The 14,857-nt window shown below is 57.4% G+C and carries 16 protein-coding genes; 7 read left to right on the plus strand and 9 right to left on the minus strand.

Annotated elements, in window-relative coordinates:
• Nucleotides 1–28: 28 nt before the first annotated feature.
• Nucleotides 29–598 carry a gamma-glutamylcyclotransferase family protein gene (locus GOW93_RS15155; protein ID WP_170386000.1) on the minus strand — a complete coding sequence of 190 codons (570 nt, stop codon included), beginning with the start codon at nt 596–598 and terminating at the stop codon, nt 29–31.
• Nucleotides 599–692: 94 nt separating this feature from the next.
• Here GOW93_RS15155 and GOW93_RS15160 point away from each other — a divergent pair, with 94 nt between their 5' ends.
• Nucleotides 693–1,139, plus strand: coding sequence for an RrF2 family transcriptional regulator (locus GOW93_RS15160; protein WP_170386002.1), 447 nt, complete (start codon nt 693–695; stop codon nt 1,137–1,139).
• Here GOW93_RS15160 and GOW93_RS15165 read toward each other — a convergent pair.
• Together GOW93_RS15165 and GOW93_RS15170 are read right to left on the minus strand one after the other, a co-directional pair.
• Entirely contained in the window at nt 1,136–3,664 is a 2,529-nt protein-coding gene (locus GOW93_RS15165; protein WP_170386005.1) for an ABC transporter permease, read from the minus strand. The two genes, GOW93_RS15160 and GOW93_RS15165, sit on opposite strands and share 4 nt — an antisense overlap.
• Nucleotides 3,661–4,356 carry an ABC transporter ATP-binding protein gene (locus GOW93_RS15170; protein WP_170386008.1) on the minus strand — a complete coding sequence of 232 codons (696 nt, stop codon included), beginning with the start codon at nt 4,354–4,356 and terminating at the stop codon, nt 3,661–3,663. Before GOW93_RS15170 ends, GOW93_RS15165 begins: the two co-directional genes overlap by 4 nt.
• Before the next feature lie 47 nt (nt 4,357–4,403).
• Here GOW93_RS15170 and GOW93_RS15175 point away from each other — a divergent pair, with 47 nt between their 5' ends.
• Nucleotides 4,404–5,042, plus strand: coding sequence for an arylesterase (locus tag GOW93_RS15175; protein ID WP_170386011.1), 639 nt, complete (start codon nt 4,404–4,406; stop codon nt 5,040–5,042).
• Here GOW93_RS15175 and GOW93_RS15180 read toward each other — a convergent pair whose 3' ends face one another.
• From GOW93_RS15180 to ettA, 4 genes are all read right to left on the minus strand, one after another.
• Nucleotides 5,043–5,603 (minus strand): L,D-transpeptidase, encoded by a 561-nt coding sequence (locus GOW93_RS15180; protein ID WP_170386014.1) that lies wholly within the window; start codon nt 5,601–5,603, stop codon nt 5,043–5,045.
• A gap of 190 nt (nt 5,604–5,793) precedes the next feature.
• On the minus strand, nt 5,794–6,000 hold the full coding sequence (locus GOW93_RS15185) for a cold-shock protein (RefSeq protein WP_170378838.1): 207 nt from the start codon (nt 5,998–6,000) through the stop codon (nt 5,794–5,796).
• A gap of 300 nt (nt 6,001–6,300) precedes the next feature.
• Complete coding sequence (locus tag GOW93_RS15190) at nt 6,301–7,284, minus strand: PIN domain-containing protein (RefSeq protein WP_170386017.1); 984 nt, start codon at nt 7,282–7,284, stop codon at nt 6,301–6,303.
• A gap of 6 nt (nt 7,285–7,290) precedes the next feature.
• Complete coding sequence (ettA, locus tag GOW93_RS15195) at nt 7,291–8,958, minus strand: energy-dependent translational throttle protein EttA (RefSeq protein ID WP_010442471.1); 1,668 nt, start codon at nt 8,956–8,958, stop codon at nt 7,291–7,293.
• A 137-nt stretch (nt 8,959–9,095) separates the two neighbouring features.
• Here ettA and GOW93_RS15200 point away from each other — a divergent pair, with 137 nt between their 5' ends.
• From GOW93_RS15200 to dacB, 4 genes are all read left to right on the plus strand, one after another.
• Nucleotides 9,096–9,566 carry an MOSC domain-containing protein gene (locus GOW93_RS15200; RefSeq protein WP_170386020.1) on the plus strand — a complete coding sequence of 157 codons (471 nt, stop codon included), beginning with the start codon at nt 9,096–9,098 and terminating at the stop codon, nt 9,564–9,566.
• Between the two features lie 696 nt (nt 9,567–10,262).
• Nucleotides 10,263–10,688: a hypothetical protein gene (locus GOW93_RS15205; RefSeq protein ID WP_170386023.1), complete on the plus strand. Its 426-nt coding sequence runs from the start codon at nt 10,263–10,265 to the stop codon at nt 10,686–10,688.
• 116 nt (nt 10,689–10,804) lie between these two features.
• Nucleotides 10,805–11,425: a nicotinate-nucleotide adenylyltransferase gene (locus tag GOW93_RS15210; protein ID WP_170386026.1), complete on the plus strand. Its 621-nt coding sequence runs from the start codon at nt 10,805–10,807 to the stop codon at nt 11,423–11,425.
• Between the two features lie 66 nt (nt 11,426–11,491).
• Entirely contained in the window at nt 11,492–12,970 is a 1,479-nt protein-coding gene (gene dacB, locus GOW93_RS15215) for a D-alanyl-D-alanine carboxypeptidase/D-alanyl-D-alanine endopeptidase (RefSeq protein WP_170386028.1), read from the plus strand.
• Between the two features lie 2 nt (nt 12,971–12,972).
• Here dacB and GOW93_RS15220 read toward each other — a convergent pair whose 3' ends face one another.
• Both GOW93_RS15220 and GOW93_RS15225 read right to left on the minus strand, forming a co-directional pair.
• Nucleotides 12,973–13,395 carry a tellurite resistance TerB family protein gene (locus GOW93_RS15220; RefSeq protein WP_170386033.1) on the minus strand — a complete coding sequence of 141 codons (423 nt, stop codon included), beginning with the start codon at nt 13,393–13,395 and terminating at the stop codon, nt 12,973–12,975.
• 82 nt (nt 13,396–13,477) lie between these two features.
• Entirely contained in the window at nt 13,478–13,945 is a 468-nt protein-coding gene (locus GOW93_RS15225; RefSeq protein WP_170386035.1) for an Lrp/AsnC family transcriptional regulator, read from the minus strand.
• A 109-nt stretch (nt 13,946–14,054) separates the two neighbouring features.
• On the opposite strand from GOW93_RS15225, the gene phhA reads away from it, so the two are divergent.
• Nucleotides 14,055–14,855, plus strand: a complete 801-nt coding sequence (phhA, locus tag GOW93_RS15230) for a phenylalanine 4-monooxygenase (RefSeq protein WP_217354793.1) — start codon at nt 14,055–14,057, stop codon at nt 14,853–14,855.
• Nucleotides 14,856–14,857 lie beyond the last annotated feature (2 nt).

Here is a 14,857-nt window from a genome sequence, read left to right on the forward strand (position 1 = left end):
GAGGCGGGGTCAGGTGGCCCCGCCTTTTTCATGCGGTCTGAACGATTGGAGCGGACAGGCGCTTCAGGCGGTCATCCACGAAATGGGTCTCGGTCGGTTTCAGCTGTTGGTGCCGGGGGTAACGTGGCTCGGCCCGGTCGTTCAGGATCGGCGCATCCCATCCGTCGGTTGTGGCAAAAAAGCGATCCGCACCGCCCTCTCCGAAGGCGCGCAGATAGCCCTGCACAACCACGTCGATATAGCTGAGTAGCAGGGGATGGCGGTTGGTCGGGTCGTTCTGGCGGTCGCGCGGCACAGCATAGACGGCAATTTCGACATCATGGGTCAGGGGATGTGTGACCGACTGCGTGGTAGGAACCCGGTCATAGGCCCATTCCCGTTCATCCAGCGCCGCCCAGTCGTTTTTGGGAACGTGGGCGATCATCCCTTCGATCTCGCAATCCGGGTCCGGCACCGCGGTCAGAAAAGCCACCGGGCGTAGGTCGGTATGTCGCCAGGCGCGGCGCCAACCTTTCAGCCGGGCAGGATGAGGATCAGGAAAATCGTGGGTCGCGAGGTTCACGAGGCTGCCATAGCCAAAGAAATAGGGGTCAGCCATGGGGTCCAAATCCTTTGAGAGCGATTGATGTATGTCAAACCGCTTTTTTGCCGGACATGCAATAAGGTCGCGTGTTCAAGTTAGGGAGGTCACTATGCGGATTACCAAACGGACAAACATAGCGGTGCGCCTGTTGATGTACTGCGCCGCCCATCAGGATCGGTTGGTGACAAAAGCCGAGATTGCGGATGTATGCAATATTTCGGAAAACCATCTGGCGCAGGTGATCAACCAGTTGAGCCAGTTGAACTATCTGAGCACTCAGCGGGGCCGTAACGGCGGCATGACTTTGGCACGCACGGCGGATCAGATCCGTATCGGATCGGTATTCCGCCATGTCGAGGGCAACCTGCCAATTGCTGAATGTTTTGCTGATGCTGACAACACTTGCCCCCTGACGGATGCTTGCCGGTTGCGGCTGGCCCTTCAGGACGCGGCTGAGGTGTTCTATGCCTCGCTGGACGAGATTACGCTAGACGCGCTGGTTTGCGACAATGATCGGCTTTTGCAAATCCTGCAACCCGTGGCCTGCGTCCGCTAGTCGGCGGCGCGCAGGATGAGGGCCGGACGGGCGGCCAGTGCACGCAGGGCAAAAACAAGGCCCGCGCCCAGCGTCACAAGGATTCCGGCCAGAATGATGCCCAGGGCCGAGGTCCAGATGACCGTGAACCCGATATCGAATATGTAAGTGGCTACGGCCCAACCTCCTAACATGCCAGCCAGCAAGGCAACGCTACTTGCTGCCGCGCCCAAAAAGACCGAGCGCAGCGCGAAGCTGAGCAATATCCGTTGGCGGTCCGCACCCAAGGTCTTGAGGATCGCGGTTTCATAGCGGCGTGAGGCTTCCCCTGCTGCGGCTGCCCCTATCAAAACCAGAAATCCGGTCAGCAGGGACACGCCTGCGCCATAGGACGTTGCTGCTGCCAGCCCGGCCAGCAGACCGGAGACTCGGTCGATTGCATCGCGCACTCGGATTGCGGTGATGTTGGGAAACTGGCCTGCAAGATCGCGCAAAATGGCGGCCTCGGCCTGTTCCTCGGCATAGACCGTGGCGATAAAGCTATGTGGGGCTCCGGCCAGAGCAGAAGGGTTCATCGACATGACAAAGCCCATACCAGCGGTCGAAAAGTCGACTTCGCGCAGTGACGTGATCTCGGCAGTGATATCGCGGCCCAGGATATTCACTGTCAGATGGTCGCCTAAGGTAAGTCCCATTTCCTCTGCCTCTTCTGCGGCAAAGCTGACTTGTGGTGTGCCCGCGTAATCTTTGGCCCACCATTCCCCCGCGGTGATACGAGCGTTCTTTGGGGGGATGATGGAATAGGTGACACCTCGATCGCCGTCCAGCACCCAGTGGTCACCGGCCACTTCGCGCGCGGGCTGGCCGTTGATCTGGGTGATGATCCCGCGCAGCATCGGTGCGCTTTCGACGCGGGTGACGGCAGGGTCGGAGTCCAGCCGGTCGGTGAACCCGGCCATTTGATCTTTTTGGATATCGACAAAGAAATAGGATGGGGCCACGTCCGGCAAATTCCCCGAGATCGCATTACGCAAGGTACCGTCGATCTGGCCGACGGCGGCCAGGACGGACAGGCCCAGCCCTAATGACAGCACCACCGAAGCCGCTCCTTCACGAGGGTCAGAGATGGCCGATAACGCCCATCGCAAGGTCGGGCGGCCACGAGCCATAGTGGTGCCGACACGGGCCAGTTTTCGGATTGCCAGCGCGGATAGGGATAAAAGGAACAGTGCGCCCACCAACCCGCCGCTGGTCCACAGCGTCAGGCGGCTTGAACCGCTGAACCAAGCCGCCGATGCAATCAACAATACCAGCCCGATAGCTGTCGCCACGATGAACACCGGACGGGGCAGGGCGCGTGTCGAAGATAGCGCGTCGCGGAAAAGGGTCGCTGCACGGACTTCCTCGGTCTGGGCTAGGGGCCAGAGCGTGAACAGAAAGGCTGTGAGCAGGCCATACAGCATGGCCTCGGCCAGTGGGCGAAGGTACAGCGTGAAAACCGCCGGAACGGGTATGCGAGCCTCGATCACTGGGGCGAGTAAAAGGGGCAACACTCCGCCCAGTGCAAGGCCCAGAATGATGCCGATGCCGGACAGAACGCCAATCTGGATCATATATGTCTGAAAGATCGTCGCGCGATCCGCGCCCAACGTGCGCAGAGTGGCGATTGTTTCGGTTTTCTGCGCCAGATAAGCGCGAACAGCAGCCGATACGCCAATGCCGCCAACGGCCAGCCCTGACAGCCCGACCAGAACCAGAAAGGCGCTGAGGCGAGCGACGAATTCGGCAATACTCGGCGCACCGTTACGGGCATCAGTCCAGCGCATTCCTGTGCCGTCGAAACTCTGCCGGGCTAAGGCCGACAGGGTAGAGAGGTCGGTTTCGGGCGGTAGATTCAGCCGGTACTTGGTTGCAAACAACGTGCCCGCCGCCAGCAGGCCCGAAGCCCGCAGGTCTTCGGTGCGGACCAGGGTACGCGGCCCCAGCCCAAACCCATCAGCGGCCCCGTCCGGTTCGTGGACGAGGGCTGCGGTCAGGATAAATTCCTGGGTGCCGAGGGCGAACCGATCTCCGACAGACAGGCCCAGCCGGTCAATCAATACAGGGTCCATGACCGCACCGGGCAGGCCTTGTTTGCCACCCAGAGCCGTCGACAGGGGTTGGTCCGGCTCCAAAACGGGGGTGCCCAGCAACGGGTAGGCCGCGTCAACAGACTTTACCTGCGTTAGCGCGCGTTGCGTTTCCTCCCCCTGCCGAACAACGGCCATAGATCGGAAATCGACCACTTCGGATACGTCTGTCGCGGCTTGTTCCATCCATTGTCTTTCGCCCTCACTGGCAAAGCGATAGGTGAATTCCATCTGCGCATCGCCGCCTAACATCGTCGCGCCTTCCCGCGCCAGCCCGGCCTCAATCGCGGATCGTACAGACCCGACGGCTGCAATGGCGGCAACACCTAACGCCAGACAGGCGATGAACACGCGAAATCCACGCACCCCGCCGCGCAGTTCTCGACGCGCCAGACGAGCGGCCAGCCGCAAGCTCATTCCGCGGCCTCTTGTTGAACGTCTTCGGCGATGGTTCCGTCCCTCAGGCGCACCACCCGATCGCATTTTCGGGCCAAGCTGTGGCTATGGGTCACCAGAACCAGCGTTGCACCGTGCCTGTCGCGCAGGCCGAACAGCAGGTCGACAATGGCCGCGCCATTTGTTTCGTCCAGATTGCCGGTAGGTTCGTCCGCCAACAAGATCTGTGGTCGCGGAGCAGAAGCCCGCGCCAGCGCTACCCGCTGTTGCTCGCCGCCCGACAACTGTGCCGGATAGTGATCGCGACGATGCGAGAGACCGACCGCATGCAGTTCCGCCTCGGCCCGGTCAAACGCATCGCGGTGCCCGGCCAATTCCAGCGGTGTCGCCACGTTCTCCAGTGCGGTCATGGTCGGGATCAGGTGAAAATTTTGGAACACTACCCCCATTGTATCGCGCCGGAAGCGGGCCAATGCATCTTCGCCCATGTCGGTCAGATCGTGGCCAAGGGCGGTGATCTTGCCAGCCGTTGCCTGCTCCAGACCGCCCATAAGCATCAACAGTGAGGATTTGCCAGATCCGGAAGGTCCAATCAGCCCCAACGTTTCCCCCCGCGCGACGGACAGAGTGATATCACGCAAGATATTCACCCGTCCGGCATTGCCATCCAGCGACAAAGCGGCATTTTGGAGCGCAAGGACAGGTGTCGTCATAGGTCTTTCCAAGTGGGATCAGTCTATTCGGATATGGAGCAGTTCGGATGTTGCGCAAGGTTTTGATGCCGGTGGTGTTTGTCTGCTGCGGCTTTGCGGCCACAGCTGAGCAGGTGGTGATTGCCGCATTGGGGGATTCTCTGACCCAAGGTTACGGGCTGCCCGAGCAGGATGGTTTCGTACCTCAGCTGGATCGGTGGCTGCAGGCACAAGGTGCTGAGGTGCGCCTGATCAATGCGGGTGTGTCCGGTGATACCACGGCAGGTGGCGCTGCGCGGGTGGATTGGACGCTGACGCCGGATGTGGACGCGATGATCGTGGCGCTGGGCGGAAACGACTTGTTGCGGGGGATCGACCCGGCTGTGTCGCGCACCAATCTTGAGGCGATTGTTCAGGCGGCAGAGGCCTCGGGTGTCGACGTGCTGTTGGTCGGGATGCAGGTGCCGGGGAATTACGGGGCCGAATATAAAGTAGCCTTCGACGCGATCTACCCTGATTTGGCTGCGGCGTATGGCACGGCATATGCCCCAAGTTTCTTCACCGGTCTGACCGCCGAAGGCGACCCGGATGCCGCCCGCCGATATATGCAACCGGACGGCATTCATCCGAATGCCGAGGGCGTAACTTTGATCGTTGAAAGCCTCGGCCCGTATGTACTGGAGTTGGTTAACGCCACCCAGAAGTGATTAGACGACGGTGACGACGGTACCGATTGGCACACGCTCATACAGGTCGATCACATGCTCGTTCAGCATGCGGATGCACCCGTTTGAAACCGCGTGACCAATGGTCTGCGGCTGCGTGGTGCCGTGAATGCGGAAATAGGTATCGACGCCGTTCTGAAACAAGTAAAGCGCCCGCGCACCCAGCGGATTGTCGCCGCCGCCGGGTTGGACATAGTCATTGTCCTTGAACCGGGCGTAAGTGATGGGCTCGCGCTCGATCATCTCGTCGGTCGGGCGCCAGGTCGGCCACTCTTTTTTGACGTCGATGGTGGCGGTGCCGGTGAACTCCAGCCCAGCTTTGCCGACCCCGACACCATAGCGGATCGCCTTACGTGGCTCGGTCACGTAGTACAGGTAGAAGGACCGAGGCGCGACCAGCAGTTGACCGGGTCGGAACTGTTTCTTGATCCGAACGAATTGCGGCGTGGGATCGTATTCAACAGCTTTTTTCTTAGCCATTGCAACACCAGGCGCTAGGCCAGCGGCGGCAGTTGCTGTCAGGAATGTACGGCGCGTGAACATGGCAGCTCTCTTCAACAAAACAGTAAAAACTTAACTCTAATGTCGGAATGATAGCCGATTTGGTCAATCGCCGGGCAGAAATAACGAAAGTTTGATGTCATCGCCGGGCCACACTAGCGGGCCGGATATGGGCGCGGTTCTGAGGCGCGGGAAAGGAAAGGGCCAAGGAATGCTTGGCCCTTTCAAAAGCTTAGGCCAGCTCGATATTGTCGGCGCTTTCGCGGCCGTCACGACCCGAGCGCAGCTCGTACGTGACTTTCTGGTTGTCGGCCAGACCGGTCAGGCCCGAACGCTCGACAGCCGAGATATGAACGAAGATGTCTTTGCCGCCATCTTCGGGTGCGATAAAGCCGTAGCCTTTGGTGGTGTTGAACCATTTTACGGTGCCTGCGGGCATATCCGTTGTCTCCTGTTTAGTGCTGCCCACGTAGATGCGGCAGCCCGGCGTCGTTGTCTGGATCGATAGACTGAGCGCCGTAGAAGGAGACAGTAGGTCGAAATAGAAAAACGTTAGCGCTGTAGATATGGCATTGGGGTAGAGGTGTGGCAAGGGTGGATTGTTAGGATTATTGTATGCTTTCACAGTTCAAAAGAGCTTTTTGGACGCAATTCCGCCGAAAAATAACCAATCAACTGCGTGGCCGTTTTGGGAACCGTAGGATGAGTGAATTCATCCTTCTAACACATGGTATGTGTGCTAAAATGGAAAATAGAAGAACTCTTCTTTCTCCCCAATCAAGTTAGCAGCTTCAGCAAGGACTTCTTCGGGTAAGTCGTATGCATCTGTCTCAAACCGGCTATAGAAGGCCCTGATATCAGCATCTGTTCCAATTCTTCCAATTTGAGGATTGTCACACAGTATCTCTATCATTCGATGAATCTGACTTCTGGTGAAGTACTCAAATGGTTCTAGCTGAGCGACAATGCTATGTGTTGATGCAAAGTTGGGTGAACTTCTAAGCTCTTCAATTAGTTCAATTTTTTGCGTCTCTTTCGAGAGCTCAATCTTCGGGTATCTCTTCTTGAAATAACCGCTGAGGGATTTGAAGAGGGTCACTCGTGAATACGCTGGTTTTCGATCTGACCACTCCTCAGAAAGAAACGACTTCAAGGCTCCAACTTCCAATTCAGATTCGAAGTCGCCGTCTCTTGAAACAATATCTATGCTTTTAAGTTTTTCTTCTTGGAGGAGTGTCTCCCAGTGAATGCTATCTCCGATTGCGCCTTGTTTTCCCGGTGGATTTCCGAGATCTTGGCGCAAGCGTGCGGCCTTTACGATATTTTCAGTGATTTCGAGGTCTTTGCATTTGTCAAACATGCCGGCGATGAGAACATCTGCGTCAAGGTTTCCTTTAGCGATCTTTTTGCCAACAGCTTCAACCAGTTTGGAGTGCGCATCGTTAGCTTTTTTGAGTGCTTGTTGAAGAACCGCTAATTCAGGCAGTTTCTTAGTGTAGTTAGGTGCTTTGACTTGGTGTTTCGTTGCCTTGAGTTCTGAGAATGAGTCAGATAGAACACGTTCCCTCATTCTTTGCGTTTCATTTTTGAGATGCGAGTTAGAGTATAAGATGACTTCGTCATCTTCTATCAACGCCACTAATTTCTCGATCTCGGTAAGGTCATCAGCACCGTACCGATAGAAGTCTAGCAGGATGTTTGCGTCTAAAAAGAGGTTTGACACAACAATTTACCGCGCAAACTTCTTATGCTTCAACCGCTTGGGCTCCAGCGCGTCTGGTCCCAAACGGCGCTTTTTGTCCTCTTCGTAATCCTCGAAGTTGCCCTCGAACCATTCCACATGGGCATCGCCTTCGAACGCCAGAATATGCGTGCAGATCCGGTCAAGGAAAAAGCGGTCGTGAGAAATGACCACGGCGCAGCCAGCGAAATCGACCAGCGCGTCTTCCAGCGCGCGCAAGGTTTCGACGTCGAGGTCGTTGGTCGGTTCGTCGAGCAGCAGGACGTTGCCACCCTCTTTCAACAGGCGTGCCATGTGGACGCGGTTGCGCTCACCACCCGATAGCAGTGAGACCTTTTTCTGCTGGTCGCCGCCCTTGAAGTTGAAGGACGAGCAATAGGCGCGGGAATTGACCTGCGCATCGCCCAGTTGGATGATCTCGGCGCCGCCAGTGATCGCCTCCCAGACGGTGTCGTTGTCTTTCAGGTCATCGCGGGACTGGTCGACATAAGACAGCTCGACCGTGTCGCCCAGCGTGATGGTGCCGCTGTCAGGCTGTTCCTGCCCTGTCAGCATCTTGAACAGCGTCGATTTACCGGCGCCGTTGGGGCCGATGACACCGACAATGCCGCCGGGGGGCAGGGCGAAATCCAGCCCTTCGATCAGTTGCTTGTCGCCCATGTGTTTCGACAGGCCCTCGACCTCGATCACCTTGCCGCCAAGGCGTTGGCCGTTGGGGATGACGATCTGGGCGCGGGTCAACTTTTCGCGCTCAGACTGTTCAGCCAGCTCGTTATAGGCGTTGATACGGGCCTTGGATTTGGCCTGACGGGCCTTCTGGCCCTGACGCATCCATTCCAACTCGCGCTGCAGGGTCTTCTGCTTGGACTTGTCCTCGCGCGCTTCCTGCTCAAGCCGTTTGGCTTTTTGCTCCAGCCATGCGGAATAGTTGCCCTCGTACGGAATGCCACGGCCGCGGTCGAGTTCGAGGATCCAGCCGGTGATGTCATCCAGGAAATAGCGGTCGTGGGTGACGATCAGGATGGTGCCCTTGTAGTCGATCAGGTGCTGTTGCAGCCAGGCGATGGTCTCGGCGTCCAGGTGGTTGGTCGGTTCGTCGAGCAGCAGCATGTCGGGCGCTTCCAGCAGCAGTTTGCAGAGCGCCACGCGGCGTTTCTCACCCCCCGAGAGGTTGGCGATGTTGGCATCGTCCGGCGGGCAACGCAGCGCTTCCATCGAGACGTCAATCTGGCTGTCGAGGTCCCACAGGTTTTCGGCGTCAATCGCGTCCTGCAGGGTGGTCATTTCCTCCATCAGCTCGTCCGAGTAGTTCTCGGCGATCTCCATAGCGATCTCGTTGAACCGGTCGACCTTGGCCTTTTTCGCGGCCACGCCCAGCATGACGTTTTCACGGACGGTGAGCGATTCATCCAACTGCGGTTCCTGCGGCAGATAGCCGACCTTGGCGCCCTCGGCGGCCCATGCCTCACCGGTGAAATCGGTATCGAGGCCAGCCATGATCTTCATCAACGTCGATTTACCCGCGCCGTTGACGCCGACAACACCGATTTTCACGCCTGGCAGAAAGCTCAGGTGGATGTTTTCAAAGCACTTCTTGCCACCGGGATAGGTCTTTGAGACACCCTGCATGTGGTAGACATATTGATAGGCGGCCATGTCGCGTCCTCTGGGTCGGGAAATTGGGTTGAAACGCTGGATATCCGAGGCGAGCGGGCGGGGCAAGCTGGTGGTTTTGTGATTTTTACAGGCGGCCCGCACGGGGTAAATTGTATGTGTCGGATAAGGGGGACGGTTTGCCCACATTGTCAGAGTTGATTGCGGGCTGGGCGCAGCCCGGACGAGTAGCGTGGATCGGCTTGCGGCCGGACCGGCGGGCCAGGATGGAGGTTACAGAGGAGACCATGATCTCTGCCGATGGCCTTGACGGCGACCGTAGTCGCGCAGGCAAGCGGGCGGTGACTTTGATTCAGCAGGAGCATTTGGCCGCGATTGGCAGCTATCTTGGGCAGGGGCCAGTTGCCCCCGAAATCCTGCGGCGCAATCTGGTGGTTTCGGGGATCAATCTGGCAGCGCTCAAAGGACGCGAGGTGCAGGTGGGAGAGGCCATCCTGCGATTTACCGTGATCTGCGCGCCCTGCAGCCGGATGGAGGAGGCATTGGGCAAAGGAGGGTATTCCGCAGTACGCGGCCATGGGGGGTGGTGCGCTGAAGTCGTCAGGCCGGGGCGCGTTCGATTGCGCGATGCGGTCCGTCCTATTGGTTGATAATGAAGCTCGGTTCCGCAAGTCAGAATTGGACAGAGAGTTGCAACACCCCATGAGCTTTGCCTGGTTAAACCATCGGGCTGTCACGCTGGTCTTCTGATCAGGTACATCAGGGCATGTGTCTGAGATGCTTGAGAATATGAAGGCGCCAGGGTTGTGGCAAGCCGCAGACAAACAAAGTAGTGCTTTTAACTCTTGGTGATATACTTGGCCAAAGTCTGCCTGGTATTTTGAGGCTTTTGGAATTCGGTTTTGTTCAAGGAGTAATGAGTGAAGCGTATCCTACAATCGTCGTTAATTGGAATTCCTGTGTTATTAATGTTGGCAGCGATCCTGTCGAAACAGGGCTTGCCTTTACTAAATTTCTCCCCAAGGACTTGGCTGTATGTGTCGATTTCGGCTGTGTGCGTCGTCTTTTTCTGGCGTCTGGTCGAACGGGATTTCGTTCCAAATGAAATCGTAGAGCCTAGCAGAAATGCACATCCACGATGGTTGATTGCGTGCCTCGCCACAATCGCGTTTGGGCTCCCTCTTGTCGTAATGATTGCAACCGTCGCGCAGCCATGGTGGGAGCCGGGTGATCTTTTGCGCGACCCGCTCAATATCGTGACTCGGAGGATAAACAGGACTGGTAGTATCGCCGATTGTTGCGGTTCTGAAGTCGGCGCAGTGTCGTTATTGGGTAATTTGATAACTATGGCCGCCGCTGCAATCTTTGGTTTTGCAGCCATTCAACGTGCTTTGACCGTTGGGAAACTGGATGGCGGCGTGCTTTTGTGTTTGCTTGGATTCTGCTTTGCAACTGTCATAACGTTGGACGATCTGTTCCGACTGCATGAGACCCATCAAAGGAAGTTTGTCGCCTTTTATGCGACCAGTTTGGGCGCGATAGCATGTCTTAGTTGGTATTGGCAGAAATGGTTCGAAAACAGTTTCTTGGCGGCAACGGCTCTGTTCTTTGTCGGCTCCATCGTGATTGATACAGTTTTTGAGCACCATTTTGGTGAGTATCGCGTAGTTATCGAGGATGGGCTGAAACTGTTCGGTTTTTGCTGCCTTTTGGCCTATTCGTTGACCTCGGGGTTGAGGTTGGCCTTGAGGGCTCCAAACGGAACCGATTGAACTAGGTGGGATGTACTGTGAGAAGTGTCTGATCAGTTAAACATGTTACCTGCTGTGGCGTGATTACCGTTCCTATGTGATTGACAAGCGTTAATTTCTTTGAACATCAGCAAAGGATGTTTCGAAGCGCGATCCCCTACGCAAGGCCTGGGCAAGTCATTGGTTTGTTCGGCGGGTCATTTGACCCACCGCATCAGGGGCACGTGCATGTCACGTTGGAAGCGATGAAGGCATTTGGGCTGGATCAGGTTTGGTGGCTGGTGTCACCGGGTAACCCGCTCAAGCTGACGGGGCCTGCTCCGTTGGCGAAACGTCTGCGTGCGGCAGGTGAAGTGATGCGTCATCCTCGGGTCGAGATCACGGATATCGAGAGGCAGACGGGAACGCGCGCAACAGCGGATACATTGGCAATCATACAGCGGTTGTACCCGCAGGTGCGGTTTGTCTGGTTGATGGGGGCCGACAATCTGGCACAATTTCACAAGTGGAAAGACTGGCGGTTGATCATGGACAGTGTGCCGGTAGGCGTGGTGGCGCGGCCGGGGGACCGGATTTCGGCGCGGATGTCGCCTGCGGCGCGGTTATACGGCAAATACCGCATCGATGGGCACGCACGGCATCTTCTGGGGCGGGCGCATGCTCCGGCCTGGTGTTTTGTGAATGTACCGATGGTTGATGTCAGCTCGACCGAGATCAGGACGCGCGGCGGATGGGGCGATGAGGTGTTGCCTGAATAGCCCCCATGGGCGCATAATCCCATTCGATGGTTGTTTGCCTGTGATCTCTGGGATTTTAATTGACCCATGGTTGATCTTGTTTCGCGTCGTTTGTTTCTTGCAGGTCTTGGGGCTTCGGTTGTGTCACGCGCGGCCTTGGCAGATGCCCCGTTGCAATCGTTGCGCCCGCAGCTGCGTGGGGATATTCCAAGCGGGGCCGAGCGCTTAATCCAGGCAGCAGGATTACGAGGCGAGGTTGCCTTTGCGGTCGCAGATGTGAAGTCCGGTGCTCAGCTTGAGGCATTTGGCGGTGATCAAGGCCTGCCGCCTGCAAGTGTGGCAAAGGCGCTGACCGCGCTTTATGCGCTTGATGTTCTTGGGGCGGATTATCGGTTCGAAACCGCGTTGATGGCGGATGGTCCGATTGTGAACGGTATTCTGGATGGTGACCTGATCCTTGTGGGGGGCGGAGACCCTCTACTGGACACCGATGATCTGGCGACGATGGCCGCCAACTTGCGCGAGGCGGGCATTACCGAGGTGCGCGGGTCGTTCAAGGTTTATGACGGGGCGTTGCCATATGTGTTCAGCATTGATCCGGGGCAACCGGATCATCTGGGTTACAGCCCGGCCCTCAGCGGCATCGCATTGAATTTCAATCGCGTGCATTTCGAATGGAAACGTGCGGGAACCGATTACAACGTGACTATGGATGCCCGTACTGCGCGATACACACCGTCGGTCGATATGGCATCTATGCGGGTCGAAAAACGCAGTTTGCCGATCTACACATATCAGCGGAGCGCGCGGCAGGATCGTTGGACAGTGGCAAGGGGTGCGTTGGGCAAGGGCGGCGCACGATGGTTGCCAGTGCGCAAGCCCGCGCTTTATGCGGGTGATGTTTTCCGGACTTTGGCCCGGTCTAACGGTATCGTACTGGGCCGCGTGCAGATCACGCGGGAAGCGCCGCAGGGGACTGTTCTGGTGGTGCACCAAAGCGACCCACTTGAGAGTATCCTCCGCGGAATGCTGAAATACTCGACGAATGTGACGGCCGAAATGGTCGGAATGATGGCGTCGAAAGTGCGCGCCGCAGACATTCAGAACCTTTCAGAGTCCGCAGCGGAAATGAACCGTTGGACGACTGAGATCTATGGGGTGACTGGAATTGCGATGGTGGACCACTCGGGGCTCGGGGATGCTTCGCGTGTGGCTCCGGAGGGTTTTGTGACGGTGCTGGTGGCAGCGCGGAAGGATGGGGCATTGCGGCCGCTGCTGAAAAAATTCACTCTGGTTGATAGTCAGGGCCGCCCGGTCAAAGATCATCCTATAAAGGTGGACGCCAAAACCGGGACGCTGAATTTCGTGTCGGGGCTAGGCGGCTTCCTAACCGCGCCTGATGGCTCGGAATTGGCCTTTGCCATCTTTACCGCCGATGTGGATCATCGCGCGACCATCCCCCGCGCACTGCGCGAACGTCCGGAGGGCGCGCGCAGTTGGAACAGTAGGTCGCGCAAGCTGCAACGCGCGTTGATCGAACGCTGGGGAACGTTACAGGGTAGCTAGGATTAGGTCGTGTGACGTGCCCGAGCGCCGCGTTCAATAGCTGCGGCGTGCAGGCGGTCGATGTTCAGTTCATAGCGGATCTCTTCCAGCAGACGCAGTTCAGTTTCTGCTAGGGAACCGTCTGCGGCGGCCACGTCGCAAGCCAATGCGTAGGCGGTCTCGTTCAACCGTTCGGGCAGGTTATCACGGATCAGGCCGAACAGGGCGTCCAGCCCGTCCTCTTGCTCGAACAGGTCAAAGACGGTCTGCGATACTCGGCGTGTGCGGTCGATGTCGTATTCGGCAAAGACCGGCAGCATGTTGACCGCGCCTTCGATCTTGACCAGTTCGGCCGTGCGGATGGTTTCATCCGACGCAGAAACCGCAACCATGATCGCGACAAGGCAATCCTGTGGGGACATCGGGTGTGGTACTTGTTCGGTCATGGTTTTGTCCTGATTGGGCTTTTCTGCACCGGCACGATAGGAGGGCTGGCGGGCAGGTTCAACGGATTTTCCAGATGCATGGTCATAGAATAGGCAACGGCCCGCGCGTTTTGGTCTGACGCAGCACAAAATTGCTGCGCGTGTCGCGAACAAGCCCCGACTTGAGCAACCGCTGCATAATGAAATGCTCAAGGTCTTCGGGCGTTTTGGCGTAGACCTTCAGGATGAAATCGTGATCCCCGGTGATCGAGGCACATTCGACGATTTTTGGTTCGGTCTCAACCAAGCGCAGGAATGAGGTGATGCTGTCCTCTTGATGGTCCCGTAGGGCGACGTGGACATAGGCGATGGCGTCCAACCCCACGGATTTGGCCCTTACCTGCGCGATATAACCCGACACCACGCCGGACGCCTCAAGATCGCGCACACGCCGCCAGCATTGCGAGGCGGACAGGCCGGTGCGGTCGGCAAGGTCCTGCATCGACAGGCGGCCATCGGTCTGCAGCTCTTGCAGAATGGCAATGTCAGCTGGTTGAAGCGTTTGTTTCATAAAAGGTGATCCAGCGATGTGTATTTGCCAAAGTATCGGTAAAACTACGTTGCAACAAACCAAAATCATCAAGGCATACGGCTATACTTTCTTCAGGGAGGAAAAAGTGATGCCAAAATCGACCAAATACGTCGCCAAGGTAGCTGATGCGCGCGGCCATATCGCCTATACGGTCAAGGAAGACGCGGTTTGGGCCGATCTTTATGCCGCGCAAGAGAAGAATGTGCAGCGCTACATGGCCCGCGATTACCTGGCGGGGCTGGAACGGCTTGAGCTGCCGAAAACCCGCGTGCCGTCCTGCGTAGATATCTCGGAGCGGCTGATGGACATGACCGGGTGGCGGGTCCAGCCGGTGCCCGCGTTGATCGGGTTCAAAACCTTCTTAGGCATGTTGGCAGACCGGGTATTTCCCGCCGCATCCTTCATCCGCTCGCGCGAGGATTTCGATTATATTGAAGAGCCGGACATCTTTCATGAAATCTTCGGCCACACGCCCTTGCTGAGCGATCCGCGTTTTGCGGCCTTCAGCCATGCCATCGGCAAGGCCGGGGTGCAGGCGGGCGACAAGGACTATTCTTGGCTGATCCGCCTCTATTGGTTCTCGATCGAGTTCGGCCTGCGTCGGCAGGACGGAGAGATAAAGGCGCTGGGGTCCGGGCTTGCGTCCTCGCCAACCGAGCTGGTCTATTCCGTGGAAAGCGACATTCCTGACCGTGATCCGTTCGATATCTTGACGATCCTGCGCACGCCCTATCGGATCGACATGCACCAGATGGGCTATTTCGTGCTAAACTCGCCCGAGGAACTGTTTGCAGCCGCAGATCGTGATCTGCTGGCGGACGTGCGTCAGGCGCAGTCCCTTGGGTTGCTGCCAAACAAGTTCCCGGAAAAAGCAACCGCAGCGGAGTGAAC

Origin of the sequence: Ruegeria atlantica, from assembly GCF_013032455.1 — a bacterium.
GTDB lineage: Bacteria > Pseudomonadota > Alphaproteobacteria > Rhodobacterales > Rhodobacteraceae > Ruegeria > Ruegeria atlantica_B.

What these genes read in the sequence shown, in the direction of transcription:
- GOW93_RS15155 (WP_170386000.1), bottom strand. Translation starts at nt 598, where the DNA reads ATGGCTGACCCCTATTTCTTTGGCTATGGCAGCCTCGTGAACCTCGCG.
- GOW93_RS15160 (WP_170386002.1), top strand. Translation starts at nt 693, where the DNA reads ATGCGGATTACCAAACGGACAAACATAGCGGTGCGCCTGTTGATGTAC.
- GOW93_RS15165 (WP_170386005.1), bottom strand. Translation starts at nt 3,664, where the DNA reads ATGAGCTTGCGGCTGGCCGCTCGTCTGGCGCGTCGAGAACTGCGCGGC.
- GOW93_RS15170 (WP_170386008.1), bottom strand. Translation starts at nt 4,356, where the DNA reads ATGACGACACCTGTCCTTGCGCTCCAAAATGCCGCTTTGTCGCTGGAT.
- GOW93_RS15175 (WP_170386011.1), top strand. Translation starts at nt 4,404, where the DNA reads ATGTTGCGCAAGGTTTTGATGCCGGTGGTGTTTGTCTGCTGCGGCTTT.
- GOW93_RS15180 (WP_170386014.1), bottom strand. Translation starts at nt 5,603, where the DNA reads ATGTTCACGCGCCGTACATTCCTGACAGCAACTGCCGCCGCTGGCCTA.
- GOW93_RS15185 (WP_170378838.1), bottom strand. Translation starts at nt 6,000, where the DNA reads ATGCCCGCAGGCACCGTAAAATGGTTCAACACCACCAAAGGCTACGGC.
- ettA (WP_010442471.1), bottom strand. Translation starts at nt 8,958, where the DNA reads ATGGCCGCCTATCAATATGTCTACCACATGCAGGGTGTCTCAAAGACC.
- GOW93_RS15205 (WP_170386023.1), top strand. Translation starts at nt 10,263, where the DNA reads ATGGCCGCCGCTGCAATCTTTGGTTTTGCAGCCATTCAACGTGCTTTG.
- GOW93_RS15210 (WP_170386026.1), top strand. Translation starts at nt 10,805, where the DNA reads ATGTTTCGAAGCGCGATCCCCTACGCAAGGCCTGGGCAAGTCATTGGT.
- dacB (WP_170386028.1), top strand. Translation starts at nt 11,492, where the DNA reads ATGGTTGATCTTGTTTCGCGTCGTTTGTTTCTTGCAGGTCTTGGGGCT.
- GOW93_RS15220 (WP_170386033.1), bottom strand. Translation starts at nt 13,395, where the DNA reads ATGACCGAACAAGTACCACACCCGATGTCCCCACAGGATTGCCTTGTC.
- GOW93_RS15225 (WP_170386035.1), bottom strand. Translation starts at nt 13,945, where the DNA reads ATGAAACAAACGCTTCAACCAGCTGACATTGCCATTCTGCAAGAGCTG.
- phhA (WP_217354793.1), top strand. Translation starts at nt 14,055, where the DNA reads ATGCCAAAATCGACCAAATACGTCGCCAAGGTAGCTGATGCGCGCGGC.